Origin of the sequence: Streptomyces hainanensis (assembly GCF_004348415.1) — a bacterium.
Taxonomy (GTDB): domain Bacteria; phylum Actinomycetota; class Actinomycetes; order Streptomycetales; family Streptomycetaceae; genus Streptomyces; species Streptomyces hainanensis.
This window is the reverse complement of the sequence record NZ_SMKI01000222.1, coordinates 1-12,741: the sequence shown is the minus strand read 5'-3', so window position 1 is coordinate 12,741 and position 12,741 is coordinate 1. Positions and strand designations below refer to the sequence as shown.

Here is a 12,741-nt window from a genome sequence, read left to right as displayed (position 1 = left end):
GAGGTGGGGAGAGCCGCTTGAGGGGGTAGGAGAGAGCTACGCGCGATGCGGTGCGGCGGGGGCCGCATTACCGCAAGATCATCGCGCCGGGCAAGAGACAGGACATGTGACGGGAGTCACGGAACTTGATCGCTCGCTGAGCTCGGTTGACCCCGTAGAGAAACCCGCCAATTTAATATGTGCAATTGCACGGCCCCGTGAAGGCCCCCGCGGGGTGCTCGTGATGCCCTCGTGCGGGCATGCAAATCGCGCCGGACTCGGCGGAGTCCGGCGCGATCTGCGGCCAAGCGGCCGGGGTGGGGGCCCCGAAGCCTGGGTCGTGCGGTTGTTTGCTCAGGCCTCGCCCCGCTGCTGCGGGATGCCCGCCAGCAGTGCGCGCACCTCCGCTTCGCGGTAGCGGCGGTGCCCACCGAGCGTGCGGATAGACGTGAGCTTGCCCGCCTTTGCCCAGCGTGTGACCGTTTTCGGGTCCACGCGGAACATCGAGGCAACCTCAGCCGGGGTCAGCAGCGGCTCGGCATCAGGGGTGCGAGCGGTCATGAGCGGCCTCCTCGGGAGAACCGAACCATCACGGTTCTTTCCTCTAAATTCTGCACCTTGACCCACGTTGCCCGAAATGACAGGCGCGGGTCGAGTCGGTTATAGGACGAACGGCTTGTCCTCGGCACTACAACTACACCATCCGTCCAGCCGGGTCGGCCAAACCGATGGAATTGCCCTCTCAGGTGTTCAACCTTGGCGGAAGCCGACTGGAACATGCCATAGCGGACAGTTACCTGACCTCTACGATCAGTCACCCCGCGACGGCTGACCGTCGATCGCCACCCAGGACGAGGCCCCACCGAGCCCGTTGTCCTATTTTGACACGAGGAGACTACTTGAAGGCAAGAGTTCCTTACAGTGCCATCCATCACGCTTGGGGCTTTCGCCCCACCTAAGGAGCAGATCAGTTGGCGAACTGGCGCTCGCGGATCGTCATCCAACGGTCGGTGAGCTCCTCGTAAAGCCTGGTCGCCCGCTCGACGTCCCCCGCCGCGAGCGCGGCAAGCCCCTCGGCGACCTCCGCCACCGAGCGGTCAGCCGCCAACTGGTCTTCGGAGATCGTATAGATCAATCCGCCGTAGTCCAGTTCGACAAGTGATCGCGGATGGAACTCCTCGAGCCAGCGACCGACGTCCGTCAGCGCGTCCACCAGCGGCCCCTCGGGCATCGCCTCCCGGACCGCCCGCAGCCCGCGGGCCACCCGCCGCCGCGCCTCCACCATCGGCGTCCGGTAGCTGAGCGCCGGCGCGTCCCCGGCGTCCGGGCCGTCCCCGACCTTGTGGAAGATCCGCTCGTCGTCCGCGAAGAGCGCGAACCACCGCACCGGAACGTGCCACAGCGCCGACCTGATCCACGGCCGCGCGTCCGGATTGCGCTCCCGCCACCGGTCGTACTCGTCCGCCGCCCGCTGCCGCACGCCGGGCGGCAGCGCCAGGTCCACCACGGGCTGCGGCATCAGCCAGTGCCCCACCTCGCCCAGCGCCTGCCACGAGCGCAGCCGGGTCCGCCACGGGCAGACGCAGACCACCCCGTCGACCGTGGTCACGAACGCGTCCGCGCTCTCCGCCGACGGGGCCAACCGCACGGGCTGCGCCACCAGGCCGGTCAGCGCGTCCCGCAGCTCGTCCTGCGCGGTGGGCAGCCGCTCGCGTCGCGCGTAGTCGGCCCAGTGCGAGCGCTCGGGCTCAGGGAAGGCCGCGAGCGGCTCGTAGACCCGGAGATACGCCGCATAGGGCACCTTGGGCACACTGCCTCCCGCGTTTCTCGACCGCACCGCCTCGACGACACCGCCTCGACGTCCCTCCCCCGATCGTGTCAGTCCCCGGATGACCCCGGTACCCGGCACCCGACGGCGGTCGTAGTCTCATCTCATCGAACAACAAGCGCGCCCCCTCGCGCCCGCCCAATCCACCGGCGGACCGCACGGGGCGGCCCACCCAGCGATACGCAGGAGTCACCACCGTGACCGACGTACGTCCCGCTGTCAGCGTCGACAGCGCCAGCAGCGCCCCCGGGTCGGTACCCGCGCCGACCAGCTCCCTGGACATCCTCTTCGCCTCCGAGCAGGGCGGCCACGAGCAGGTCCTGCTCTGCCAGGACCGGCCCACCGGCCTCCGGGCCGTGATCGCCATCCACTCCACCGCGCTCGGCCCCGCCCTGGGCGGCACCCGCTTCCACGCCTACGCCGGCTCCCCGAGCCCGGAGGAGGCGGCCGTCCGCGACGCCCTCAACCTGTCCCGCGGCATGAGCTACAAGAACGCCCTCGCCGGCCTCCCGCACGGCGGCGGCAAGGCCGTGATCATCGGCGACCCGGCCCGCCTCAGGTCCGAGGAGCTGCTGCTGGCCTACGGCCGCTTCGTGGCCTCGCTCGGCGGCCGCTACGTCACCGCCTGCGACGTCGGCACCTACGTCGAGGACATGGACGTGATCTCCCGCGAGTGCCGCTGGACCACGGGCCGCTCCCCCGAGCACGGCGGCGCCGGCGACTCGTCGGTGCTCACCGCCTTCGGCGTCTTCCAGGGCATGCGCGCCGCGGCCCGGCACCGCTGGGGCTCCCCCGACCTGGCCGACCGCACCGTCGGCGTCGCCGGCGTGGGCAAGGTCGGCCACCTCCTGGTCGACCACCTCGTCGAGGCCGGCGCCCGGGTGGTCGTCACCGACGTCGCCGCGGCCGCCGTCGCCCGGGTGCTCGACACCCACCCAGGGCGGGTGACCGCCGTGCCGGACGCCGATGCCCTGATCCGGACCCCCGGGCTTGACATCTACGCCCCCTGCGCCCTGGGCGGCGCGCTCAACGACCGGACCGTGCCGCTGCTCACCGCCGGCATCGTCTGCGGCGCCGCCAACAACCAGCTCGACCACCCGGGTGTCGAGAAGGACCTCGCCGACCGCGGCGTCCTCTACGCGCCCGACTACGCGGTGAACTCCGGCGGCGTGATCCAGGTCGCCGACGAGCTCCACGGTTTTGACTTCGCACGTGCGAAGGCAAAGGCCGCGTTGATCTTCGAGACCGCCCTGGAGATCTTCGAACGGGCCCGCGCCGAGGGCGTCCCCCCTGCTGTGGCGGCCGACCGCCTCGCCGAACACCGAATGGCCGACGCCGCGAACCACTGATCGGCCATTTGCGTAAGACATGTCACCCCCCTCATGCGGGGCGTGTCGAGAAAGAAGGTAAAATCGCGGCTGACCAGCAAAGAGCGGGTCAGCGGTCGACGATCGGGCGGCCCGGGTCCTGCGGACGACGTACCGTAGGCCCGCGGAAGCGGGTACGGTTGAAGGCCGATGGATCGGGCGCTCGTCCGAGGGCCCGCTCTCAATCATGAACGGATGTCAACACTCCGGGGCCGCAGGGTCCCGTCGTTGAGGGGGTCGAGCCAATGGGGCGCGGCCGGGCCAAGGCCAAGCAGACGAAGGTCGCCCGCCAGCTGAAGTACAACGGCGGCCGGACGGATCTTTCCCGTCTGGCCGAAGAGCTGGGTGCGGGTGCATCAAAGCCTGACCAGGCGCCGACGAACGGCGAGCAGGTCGAGGACGACGAAGAGCAGGACGACGACCTGTACACACGCTACGCGGAGATGTACAACGACGAGGATGACGAGGAGGACGGCGACGAGCCGTCCACCAACGGTCACTCCAACTCCAAACGCCGCGGCGCCTGACCAGCGCCTCCGGCCGGCCGGTCGCCCGACCGGTCTCCGCCCGGCTCTCCGAGCCGACTGAGCCACCCGGGAGCACGACCTCCCCATCCCGGTCCGGTTTCGCCGGACCGGGCTCAGTTGTGTCGTGCCACCCCGCACAGCGGCCCTGACCGGTCATGATGACCGCGCGTAGTCCCCGGTGAGCGTGACGGCCTCGCCGCCGGCCTCTCCGACCCCGACCTCGCCAGCCACCCAGGCCGGCACGCCCCGCGCCGAGAGCTCGGCCAGGGCCCGGTCGACGGAGCCCGGCGCCACCACGGCCACCATGCCGACGCCCATGTTGAGCGTGCGCTCCAGCTCGGCCCGCGCTACCCGGCCGGCCGCGCCGACCACGTCGAACACCGGCGCGGGCGCCCAGCTGGCGCGGTCGATCACGGCGGTCAGCCCGTCCGGCATGATCCGGGCCACGTTGCCCGCCAGGCCACCGCCCGTGATGTGCGCGAACGCGTGCACCTCGGCGGCGCGGGCCAGCGCCAGGCAGTCGAGCGAGTAGATCCGGGTCGGCTCGAGCAGCTCCTCCCCGAGCGTCCGGCCGAACTCGGGCACGTGCCGCTCGATGGACCAGCCGGCCAGGTCGAAGAAGACGTGCCGGACCAGCGAGTACCCGTTGGAGTGAAGGCCGGACGAGCCGAGCGCGATCACCACGTCGCCCGAACGGATGCGATCGGCGCCCAGCAGGGCGTCCGCCTCGACGACGCCGGTGCCGGCGCCCGCCAGGTCGTACTCCTCGGGCCCCAGCAGGCCGGGGTGCTCGGCGGTCTCGCCGCCGACCAGCGCGCAGCCGGCCAGCGAGCAGCCCTCCGCGATGCCCTTGACGATGGCGGCGACCCGCTCCGGGTACACCTTGCCGACGCAGACGTAGTCGGTCATGAACAGCGGCTCGGCGCCGCACACGACCAGGTCGTCCACGACCATGGCGACCAGGTCGCGGCCGATCGTGTCGTGCACGTCCATCCGCTGGGCCACCGCGACCTTGGTGCCGACGCCGTCGGTCGCCGAGGCCAGCAGGGGGCGCCGGAAGCCCCGGAGGGCCGAGGCGTCGAAGAGGCCGGCGAAGCCGCCGATGGCGCCCACGCTCTCGGGGCGCTGGGCCTTGGCCACCCAGGTGCGCATCAACTCGACGGCCGTCTCACCGGCCTCGATGTCGACACCCGCCGCCGCGTAGCTGACACCGGAAGCGTTCTCTGTCATCGGTTCTCTCTGACTGCAGTGTTCTGGGAGTGTTCCGGGGCGTGGCCCGCCCCGCTCACGGCTGACCCGCTCATGGCCGGCCCGCTCACGGACGGCGCAGGGCGTCGGCCGCGCCGGGCCCCGTCGCCAGCAGGGGGAGCGTCAGGCGCGCCCGCTCCGCCCGCTCCCGCTCGGCCTCGGGGGACTGCTCCAGCAGGTCCTTGCCGAGCAGCGCCGGGTCGGGCAGCTCCATCGGGTACTCGCCGTCGAAGCAGGCCCGGCACAGGTCGGGCTTGGCGATGGTGGTGGCCTCGACCATCGCGTCGAGCGAGATGTAGGCCAGCGAGTCGGCACCGAGCGAGGTGCCGATCTCCTCGACCGAGAGACCGTTGGCGATCAGCTCGGCGCGGGTCGCGAAGTCGATGCCGAAGAAGCAGGGCCACTTGATCGGCGGCGAGCTGATCCGGATGTGCACCTCCGCGGCGCCGGCCTCGCGCAACATCCTGACCAGGGCCCGCTGGGTGTTGCCGCGGACGATGGAGTCGTCGACGACGACCAGCCGCTTGCCGCGGATCACCTCCTTCAGCGGGTTCAGCTTCAGCCGGATGCCCAGCTGTCTGATGGTCTGGCTCGGCTGGATGAAGGTGCGGCCCACGTAGGAGTTCTTGACCAGGCCCGAGCCGTAGGGGATGCCGCTGGCCTCGGCGTAGCCGATGGCCGCCGGGGTGCCGGACTCCGGGGTCGATATCACCAGATCGGCGTCGGCCGGGGCCTCGGCCGCCAGCCGGCGGCCCATCTCGACCCGGGAGAGGTAGACGTTGCGCCCGGCGATGTCGGTGTCCGGCCGGGCCAGGTACACGTACTCGAAGACGCAGCCGCGCGGCTTCGCTTCCGCGAAGCGTGAAGAGCGGAGCCCGTTCTCGTCGACCGCGATCATCTCGCCCGGCTCGATCTCGCGGACCACGGAGGCCCCCACGATGTCGAGCGCCGCCGTCTCCGAGGCGACCACCCAGCCGCGCTCCAGCCGGCCAAGGACCAGTGGCCGGAAGCCCTGCGGGTCGCGGGCGGCGTAGAGCGTGCCCTCGTCCATGAAGACGAAGCTGTAGGCGCCCCTCACCTTCGGCAGCACCAGTGGCGCCGCCTCCTCGACGGTCAGCGGCGTGCCGTCCTCGGCCCGCTGCCCGGCGAGCAGCACGGTGACCAGGTCGGTGTCGTTGGTGACCGCGACACGGTGTCGGGGGCCGCGGTCGCCGGGCAGTTCGGCGACCAGCTCGGCGAGCTCGGCGGTGTTGACCAGATTGCCGTTGTGACCGAGCGCGATCGAGCCGTGCCCGGTGGCACGGAACGTCGGCTGGGCGTTCTCCCAGGTCGGGGCCCCGGTGGTCGAGTACCGGGTGTGGCCCACGGCGATATGACCTGGGAGGGAGCTGAGGGAGGTCTCGTCGAAGACCTGGGAAACGAGCCCCATGTCCTTGAAGACCAGGATCTTGGAGCCGTCGCTCACCGCGATGCCCGCGGACTCCTGCCCGCGGTGCTGCAATGCGTAAAGGCCGAAGAAGGTGAGCTTGGCGACCTCCTCGCCCGGAGCCCAGACACCGAAGACGCCACACGCGTCCCTCGGGCCTCGCTCTCCGGGGTCAAGGTCGTGGCTGAGTCGTCCATCACCACGCACACGTCGAGTCTAGGCCAGGATCCCCGGAGCGCGAGAACCCCGGGATTGTGAGACATGCCCCATACGGAACGCGGATCGGCCGGCACGACCGACGCACCGCGATCAGCCGAGCACAGGCAGTTGATCGGCCAGTGCTCCGGCCCGCTCGCCGCCGGCCCGCAGCCGGCCGCTGGCGGTGGCCGCCTCCCAGCCGACCCGACCGGTGGCCAGCCGCAGCCAGGTCACCGGGTCGGTCTCGACCACGTTGGGCGGGGTGCCCCGGGTGTGCCGGGGCCCCGCCAGGCACTGGACGGCGGCGAATGGCGGGATCCTGACCTCGGTGGAGGAGCCCGGGGCCTTGGTCGCGAGGGCGTCGGTCAGCACCCGGGTGGTGATGGCGAGCGCCCCCCGGTCGAGCCGCACCGGGCGCCCGGTGGCCCGGGTCAGGTCGTCGCTGTGCAGGGTCAGCTCCACGATGCGGGTGACCGTGAAGTCCACCGCCCGCATGGCGCCCAGGTGGTGCGGGATGAGCACGTCCTCGCGGACGCCCATGTCCACCACGGCCTCCATCTCCAGGGCGGCCGCGCTGATCGCGGCGGCGTCCGCGGTGTCCCGCTCCTCGTGCACGGTGGCGGCGACCCAGTCGGTGACCTCCACCTGGGGCCGGGCGGCCTTCGGCGCGGGCTCGGCCAGCAGCTTGGGCAACGCGTCGATCTGCCGGGCCAGATGGCCGAGCGGCATGGCCAACTCCACCTGTCGCTCGGTGGTCAGCTCCTGCACGGCCGTCCGCAGCAACTCCACCTGCGCGAGCAGCGCGTCGCGGACCCGATCGGGGTGATAGGCGCGGGGCTTGCGCCGGACGGCACCGGTCATACGACGGAGCCTACGTCGCGTGGCCGCGAACCGTCCCCCGACCGGCGCCCCCTGGGTGCTGTCAAGATGACAAGGCCATATCAACTGGGCATCCCCCGGCGACCCGGCCGCCTCTCGCGTGCCAGGATCGGGCCATGGCAATAGCGGACCGTTACCTGGCCGAAGACGAGGTGCTGATCTACGAGACGAGGCAGCACTGGACGACGCTGATCAGCGAGTTCGTCCAGTTGCTCGTCGTCGTCGTGGCCGCCGGCGCCGTGGTGTGGGTGCTGCCCACCGACGAGGACTGGGGGCGCACCGCCTCCTGGGTGGTGGTCGGCCTGGCCGTGGTGCTCGCCGTGTGGCGCTGGCTGGTCCCGCTGCTCCAGTGGCGCGCCACCCTGTACTTCCTGACCAGCAGGCGGCTCCACAAGCGCTCCGGGTTCCTCTCCAAGGCCGGCATCAGCATCCCGCTGAGCCGGGTCAACGACGTGTCGTTCTCGGCCTCGCTGTGGGAGCGGATCTGGCGCTACGGGACGGTCCGGGTGCAGTCCGCGTCCGAGCAGGGGCTGATGGTGTTCCGGCACGTGCCGGACCCCGAGACGCTGAAGCAGCACATCCACCAGGCGATCGACGCGCTCGCCGAGACGGACTGACGCCCCACGACGCCCCACGACGCCCCGCGGCGCCCCGGACACCGGCGTACCGGATTCGGATGTTTCGGTCGCCGCGGGCCCGAATGCCTCGGCCGATCCCGGGTACCCCGGGCGCATGACCGGAATGGAAGACACGTACGAGAACCCGGCCCAGGACGGCCTGGACCTGAGCAGCCCCGCGTTCGAGGACCGGACGCCGATCCCGCCCCGGTTCACCGCGGGCGGCGGCAACGTCTCGCCCCCGTTGAGCTGGACCCGACCGCCACCCGGCACCCAGGAGCTCGCGCTGCTGTGCGAGGACCCGGACGCGCCGTCCGGCACGTTCGTGCACTGGCTGGTGACGGGCATCGACGCCGGATCCCGCGGGGTGGCGGAGGGCGACCTGCCGCCCGGTGGCCGGGCGCACGCCAACACGATGGGCGACCACGGCTGGGACGGCCCGAGCCCGCCGGTCGGTGACGCGGCGCACCGGTACCGCTTCCGGCTGTACGCGATGCCGTTCCACGTCCCGCTGCCCGACCACGCCTCGGCCGTCGAGGTGCACCGGGCGCTGGACGACGAGCGGCTCGCCGAGTCCACGCTGACCGGCCTCTACCAGCGGTGAGGTGGTGACGGACGAGATGAGCAAGAAGATGGAGGGCAACGAGGTCCAGCGGCGGCGGGCGGCGCGCGAGGCGCGGCTGGCCGGGGACCTGCCGAGTGCCCGCAAGGCGACCACCGGCGCGTCCAAGCAGCGGGGCACCCCGCACGCGGACGCGGAGCCCCTGGTGACGCACCGGGGGAAGCAGCGCGAGCTGGCCGAGGAGCGCGACGAGCGACGCCGCACCCCCCGCGTCCCGCTGCCGCCTCCCGGCCCCGGACGGTCGTTCCGCGGCCGCGGGCACCCCGCCTACGGGCCCGAGCACGCCCGGGTCTTCACGGCCCTGGAGGTCGCCGAGTCCCGGCACGGCGGGGAGGGCGCGTACGCGCCGGAGATCGCCCGCACGGCCGGCCTGCCGGTCGACCGCACCCGGGGGATCCTGCACGACCTGGCCGCGACCCACCACCTGGTGACCGAACTCCAGGGCGTCGACCGCCCGGACCTCGGCACCCGCTACGAGTCGGCGTAGCGAGGCGTCACGAGTCGGCGTAGCGAGGCGTCACGAGTCGGCGTAGCCGAACGGCAGGCGCTCCGGCCGCGACAGGCGGACCGGGGTGAAGAGGGCGATCGTCGCGATGAGCAGGAAGCCGACGCCGGCGGCCAGCGCCACCGGCGTGGTGCCGCGGTGTTGCGCGGCCCAGGTGAGCACGGCGGCGCCGATCGGCGCCGCCGAGTAGTGCAGCGTCCAGAAGGCGGAGGTCACCCGGCCCAGCAGGTGCTCGGGGGTGACCTCCTGGCGCAGTGACATCGAGCAGGTGCCGGCGACGCTGAGGGCGCCGAGGAACAGCGCGACGCAGACGGCGACCTCGCCCACCGTGTCGGAGAGACCCATGCCGACCACGGCCACGCCGGCGAGCACCACGGTGCCTATCCAGGTGGGCCCGAAGCCGAACCTGCGGCGCACGGCGGCCACCAGCAGCGCGCCGGTGACGGTGCCGGCGGCGCCGATGCCGAAGACCGTGCCGACGGTGGAGTCGCCCTCGCCGAGGTCGTGCTTGAGGTGGTAGATCACCAGGTCGTTGAGGCCGAGTTGGAGGAAGCTGAAGAGTGTCAGCAGCACGGTGAGCGCCCGCAGCACCGGGTGGTGGCGGAGGAAGGCCACACCGGCGAACAGGTCGGCCCAGAGCCGGCGCCGTGCCGTGCCGCCCTCGCGGGCCGGGTCGGGAACGGCGGCGAACCTGACCAGGCTCAGGCAGAGCGCCGACCCGGCGAAGCTCGCCGCGTCCACCCCGACGGCGGCGGCCGGCCCGAACCGCGCCGCCACGACGCCGGCGCAGAGCGGCCCGATGACGCCGGCCGCGGCGGCCGTCGCGTTGAGCCGGCCGTTGGCCTCCGTCAGCCGCTCGGTGCCGACCAGGCCGCGGACGACGGTCACGTAGGTGACCATGAACAGCATGCCGACGGACGAGGCGAGCGGCAGCACGACGTAGAGCAGCCAGACCGTGGGCCCGAACGCCCAGGCGATCGGGATCAGCGCGTACAGGCCCAGGCGGGCGAGGTCGCAGCCGATCAGCAGCCGGCGCCGGTCGAAGCGGTCGGCGACCACGCCGGCGAAGATCCCCGCCACCAGCGAGGCCACCCCGGCGGCGGCGGTCAGCAGGCCCATCTGGGCCACCGATCCGGTGGCGTGCAGGACGAGGAGCGGCAGCGCGATCAGCGCGAACGAGTCGCCGACGACGGAGAGCGTCTGCGCGGCCCAGAAGATGCCGAAGTTCCGGTCGCGCCAGAGGGGGCGCCGGGCTTCCCGCGATGGTTCTGGCACGGGGTGAGGATAGGCCGGGCCTCCTCGGGGCGCCTCCGGTTATTCCGCGTCACCCGCCCTGCCCAGTCCGGGGAACGCCCGGGCGGCTCCGGGTGTTGTGCCCGACATGACGACACTGGGACTCATCGGCAGCGGGAACATCGGCGGCACCGTGGCGCGGTTGGCGGTGGCGGCCGGGCTCGACGTGGTGGTCAGCAACTCGCGCGGCCCCGAGACGCTGACCGGCCTCGTATCCGAGCTCGGCGACCACGCGCGGGCCGGCACCACGGACGAGGCGGCGCGGGACGGGGACATCGTGGTGGTGTCGGTCCCGCTCAAGGCGTACCGGCAGCTGCCGGTGGAGCCGCTGGCCGGCAAGGTGGTGCTGGAGACGCTGAACTACTACCCCACGCGGGACGGGCAGTTCCCCGAGCTGGACGCGGGCGACGCGACCAGCAGCGAGCTGGTGCAGCGGCACCTGGCGGGCGCGAAGGTGGTCAAGGTGTTCAACAACATCTTCTTCGGGCACCTGCTGAACTACGCCCGCCCGTCCGGCTCCACGGAGCGCGGGGCGCTGCCGATCGCCGGGGACGACGCGGCGGCGAAGGAGACGGCGGCCCAGTTGCTCGACGCCCTCGGGTGGGACGCGGTCGATGTCGGCTCGCTGGCCGACAGCTGGCGGTTCGAGCCGGGCACCCCGGCGTACGGCGCCCCGTACATGGCCGACCCGGGCGTCGGCTTCGAGGGCCTGGCGACGGACCCGGGCACGGTGGCGCCGGCCGAGAAGGTGCGGGGGGCGGTGGCGGCGGCGCGGCGGTAGCCCGGCCCGTTGACTTCAACTCCGGTTGAGGTCCTAGCGTCGGCCGCGTGATCCTTGTGGCCGGCGCGACCGGCAATATCGGGCGCCCCCTCGTGCACCGGCTGCGCGAGGCGGGCGTCGGCCCGCTCCGGGTCCTCACCAGGGACCCGGCCCTGGCCGGCGGCGACGCCGTCCTCGGCGACCTGGCGCGGCCCGACTCGCTCGAGTCCGCGCTGGCCGGCGTGCGTTCGCTCTTCCTGCCGGCCGGTCTCGGCGCCGACGCCGACACCCTGGCGGCGGCGCGGGACGCGGGCGTCGAGCACGCGGTGCTGGTGTCGTCCGTCACCGTGCTGACCCACCCCCACCTGGGGCCGGCGGCCGCGAACGCGGCGACGGAGCGGGCCCTGCGGGAGAGCGGCCTGGCCTGGACGATCCTGCGGCCGACGCAGTTCGCGTCCAACGCCCTGTGGTGGGCCGGGACGATCCGCGCGGGCGGCACCGTCCGGCTGCCGTTCCCGGCGGCCGCCCTGCCGACGATCCACCCCGCCGACATCGCCGCGGTGGCCGGCGCCGCCCTGAGGGACCCGGCCCACCGGGGCCACGCCTACGCCCTCACCGGCCCGGCGCCGGTCACCGCCCGGGAGCAGGTCGAGACGATCGCGGCGGTGACGGGCCGGGACGTGCGGTGGGAACCGGTGCCGCGGGCGGCCGCGCACGGCGAGCTGGCGGCGTTCCTCGGCGACGAGGCCGCCAGCGCGGTGCTCGACGTCACCGGCGGCGACCCGAACGCCGAACTCGCGGCGGTGCGGGACACCGTGCCGCGGCTCACCGGCCGCCCCGGCCGCACCTTCCGCGAGTGGGTCGAGGAGAACGCGGCGGCCTTCCGCTGACGGTGCGACGCCCGCGCGTCACGGCCCGCCCGTTCCCTCGGCCGCCGGGGGCTCGACGAAGGCGCCGGCGGCCGCGGCGAGGGCGGCGGCTCTGGCCGCGTGGGCGGGCAGCCGCGGGTCGGGAGGCGTGCCCAGGAGCACCAGTTGGTGGTAGACCGGCGCGGTGGCGACGACGAGCAGGCGCCTGGCGTCGGTGTCCGGCGGCACTTCGCCGCGCCGGACGGCCCGCGCGACGATGGTCTCGCAGCGGGCGTAGCGGTCCTCCCAGAGCCGCCGCTGGGCGTCGGCGGCCTGCTCGGAGCGGAAGGAGGCGGCGATCACCGCCGCCACGACGGGCGGCTCCGCCGTCAGGGCCGTCTGGCTCTCCTGGTTCAGCGCCGCCAGGTCGCCTTCGAGCGAGCCGGTGTCCGGCGGTTGCCAGGCGTCGTCGCCCGCCGCGTCGAGCACGGCGGCGAGCAGGCCGCCGACGTCCCCCCAGCGCCACGAAGTCGTCGATGGTGCCGAACTCCGGCAGCACGGACCGGTAGTCGCTGATGTCGTAGCCGCCGTCGCGGAGCGGCGAGGCGTAGAACGGCGGCAGCCAGAGACAGTCCACGCCCAGC

General features: G+C 72.9%; 13 protein-coding genes and 2 pseudogenes. 7 read left to right on the top strand and 8 right to left on the bottom strand.

Annotated elements, in window-relative coordinates:
- Positions 1-333: 333 nt before the first annotated feature.
- Complete coding sequence (gene bldC, locus E1283_RS20490) at positions 334-540, bottom strand: developmental transcriptional regulator BldC (RefSeq protein WP_132819558.1); 207 nt, start codon at positions 538-540, stop codon at positions 334-336.
- Positions 541-946: 406 nt separating this feature from the next.
- On the bottom strand, positions 947-1,789 hold the full coding sequence (locus tag E1283_RS20485) for a DUF8083 family protein (RefSeq protein WP_207930471.1): 843 nt from the start codon (positions 1,787-1,789) through the stop codon (positions 947-949).
- Between the two features lie 215 nt (positions 1,790-2,004).
- Here E1283_RS20485 and E1283_RS20480 point away from each other — a divergent pair, with 215 nt between their 5' ends.
- Together E1283_RS20480 and E1283_RS20475 are read left to right on the top strand one after the other, a co-directional pair.
- Positions 2,005-3,156, top strand: coding sequence for a Glu/Leu/Phe/Val family dehydrogenase (locus E1283_RS20480; protein ID WP_132819556.1), 1,152 nt, complete (start codon positions 2,005-2,007; stop codon positions 3,154-3,156).
- A gap of 263 nt (positions 3,157-3,419) precedes the next feature.
- A complete protein-coding gene (locus tag E1283_RS20475) occupies positions 3,420-3,701 on the top strand; it encodes a DUF3073 domain-containing protein (protein ID WP_132819555.1) in 282 nt (93 codons plus the stop codon).
- Between the two features lie 153 nt (positions 3,702-3,854).
- On the opposite strand, the gene purM is transcribed toward E1283_RS20475, so the two are convergent.
- The 3 genes from purM to E1283_RS20460 form a co-directional block, all read right to left on the bottom strand.
- Positions 3,855-4,931, bottom strand: a complete 1,077-nt coding sequence (purM, locus tag E1283_RS20470) for a phosphoribosylformylglycinamidine cyclo-ligase (protein WP_132819554.1) — start codon at positions 4,929-4,931, stop codon at positions 3,855-3,857.
- Between the two features lie 85 nt (positions 4,932-5,016).
- Complete coding sequence (gene purF / locus E1283_RS20465; protein WP_132819553.1) at positions 5,017-6,582, bottom strand: amidophosphoribosyltransferase; 1,566 nt, start codon at positions 6,580-6,582, stop codon at positions 5,017-5,019.
- Positions 6,583-6,684: 102 nt separating this feature from the next.
- The gene (locus E1283_RS20460; RefSeq protein ID WP_132819552.1) at positions 6,685-7,434 is read right to left on the bottom strand and encodes a sterol carrier family protein; all 750 of its coding nucleotides are present in this window, start codon (positions 7,432-7,434) and stop codon (positions 6,685-6,687) included.
- Between the two features lie 134 nt (positions 7,435-7,568).
- Between E1283_RS20460 and E1283_RS20455 the strand changes: the two genes are divergently transcribed.
- From E1283_RS20455 to E1283_RS20445, 3 genes are all read left to right on the top strand, one after another.
- Positions 7,569-8,069, top strand: a complete 501-nt coding sequence (locus E1283_RS20455; protein WP_132819551.1) for a PH domain-containing protein — start codon at positions 7,569-7,571, stop codon at positions 8,067-8,069.
- Positions 8,070-8,184: 115 nt separating this feature from the next.
- Positions 8,185-8,673: a YbhB/YbcL family Raf kinase inhibitor-like protein gene (locus E1283_RS20450; protein WP_243744976.1), complete on the top strand. Its 489-nt coding sequence runs from the start codon at positions 8,185-8,187 to the stop codon at positions 8,671-8,673.
- Positions 8,674-8,689: 16 nt separating this feature from the next.
- A complete protein-coding gene (locus E1283_RS20445; RefSeq protein WP_132819550.1) occupies positions 8,690-9,178 on the top strand; it encodes a hypothetical protein in 489 nt (162 codons plus the stop codon).
- Between the two features lie 30 nt (positions 9,179-9,208).
- Here E1283_RS20445 and E1283_RS20440 read toward each other — a convergent pair whose 3' ends face one another.
- Positions 9,209-10,471 (bottom strand): MFS transporter, encoded by a 1,263-nt coding sequence (locus tag E1283_RS20440; RefSeq protein ID WP_132819549.1) that lies wholly within the window; start codon positions 10,469-10,471, stop codon positions 9,209-9,211.
- A 106-nt stretch (positions 10,472-10,577) separates the two neighbouring features.
- Here E1283_RS20440 and E1283_RS20435 point away from each other — a divergent pair, with 106 nt between their 5' ends.
- Both E1283_RS20435 and E1283_RS20430 read left to right on the top strand, forming a co-directional pair.
- Positions 10,578-11,270 (top strand): NADPH-dependent F420 reductase, encoded by a 693-nt coding sequence (locus E1283_RS20435; protein ID WP_132819548.1) that lies wholly within the window; start codon positions 10,578-10,580, stop codon positions 11,268-11,270.
- Between the two features lie 47 nt (positions 11,271-11,317).
- Positions 11,318-12,139: an SDR family oxidoreductase gene (locus E1283_RS20430; RefSeq protein ID WP_132819547.1), complete on the top strand. Its 822-nt coding sequence runs from the start codon at positions 11,318-11,320 to the stop codon at positions 12,137-12,139.
- 18 nt (positions 12,140-12,157) lie between these two features.
- Here E1283_RS20430 and E1283_RS20425 read toward each other — a convergent pair.
- Both E1283_RS20425 and E1283_RS20420 read right to left on the bottom strand, forming a co-directional pair.
- A pseudogene (locus tag E1283_RS20425) lies at positions 12,158-12,634 on the bottom strand (TetR-like C-terminal domain-containing protein); the annotation flags it as partial.
- A pseudogene (locus tag E1283_RS20420) lies at positions 12,617-12,741 on the bottom strand (alpha-amylase family glycosyl hydrolase); the annotation flags it as partial. The pseudogenes E1283_RS20425 and E1283_RS20420, both read right to left, overlap by 18 nt.

Coding starts and splice junctions, on each gene's coding strand:
- E1283_RS20460 (WP_132819552.1), bottom strand. CDS start 7,434: ATGACCGGTGCCGTCCGGCGCAAGCCCCGCGCCTATCACCCCGATCGG.
- E1283_RS20475 (WP_132819555.1), top strand. CDS start 3,420: ATGGGGCGCGGCCGGGCCAAGGCCAAGCAGACGAAGGTCGCCCGCCAG.
- E1283_RS20450 (WP_243744976.1), top strand. CDS start 8,185: ATGACCGGAATGGAAGACACGTACGAGAACCCGGCCCAGGACGGCCTG.
- E1283_RS20445 (WP_132819550.1), top strand. CDS start 8,690: ATGAGCAAGAAGATGGAGGGCAACGAGGTCCAGCGGCGGCGGGCGGCG.
- bldC (WP_132819558.1), bottom strand. CDS start 540: ATGACCGCTCGCACCCCTGATGCCGAGCCGCTGCTGACCCCGGCTGAG.
- E1283_RS20455 (WP_132819551.1), top strand. CDS start 7,569: ATGGCAATAGCGGACCGTTACCTGGCCGAAGACGAGGTGCTGATCTAC.
- E1283_RS20435 (WP_132819548.1), top strand. CDS start 10,578: ATGACGACACTGGGACTCATCGGCAGCGGGAACATCGGCGGCACCGTG.
- purM (WP_132819554.1), bottom strand. CDS start 4,931: ATGACAGAGAACGCTTCCGGTGTCAGCTACGCGGCGGCGGGTGTCGAC.